Origin of the sequence: Bradyrhizobium sp. NBAIM03 (assembly GCF_020194055.1) — a bacterium.
GTDB classification, from domain to species: domain Bacteria; phylum Pseudomonadota; class Alphaproteobacteria; order Rhizobiales; family Xanthobacteraceae; genus Bradyrhizobium; species Bradyrhizobium yuanmingense.
This window is the reverse complement of sequence record NZ_JADYVS010000268.1, coordinates 1-393: the sequence shown is the minus strand read 5'-3', so window position 1 is coordinate 393 and position 393 is coordinate 1. Positions and strand designations below refer to the sequence as shown.

The window sequence follows — 393 nt, the reverse complement described above, 5'->3', positions numbered from 1 at the left end:
GATTGGGCGTTGGAAGTCAGGCGAAGGGGGGAGGAAAATCGCGCACGGACTCAGGCGTTGAGGCGGCCCCGCCGGCGCGCAGCCGGAGTGGCAGCGCCAGCACGTTCCAGATCGACGCTGGGCAACAGATGCAGCAGGCGCACAAGCTCAGACTGGCGATGCGTGCCGGTCTTGCGCAGGATGTCACGGATGTGCACGCGCACCGTGTGCAGCGAAAGGAATTCGCGCTCGGCAATTTCCTGCAGGGTTTCGCCTGCGGCCAGCCGTGCGGCGACGATGCATTCCTTGTTGGTCAGCCCGAAGAGCGAGGCGAGCACGCCGGCGTCCATGACGGACCGTGCCTCGGAGTTGCCGACCAGCACCAGCGCCAGCGGCGAGGCCCAGGCCGAACGC

The 393-nt window shown here is 67.4% G+C and carries 1 protein-coding gene; it reads right to left on the bottom strand.

The window, feature by feature from the left end; all coding sequences use genetic code 11:
- Window positions 1–50: 50 nt before the first annotated feature.
- Window positions 51–393 (bottom strand): helix-turn-helix transcriptional regulator (locus I6F21_RS38455; protein WP_225184481.1); only part of this gene is annotated, 343 nt, incomplete at its 5' end.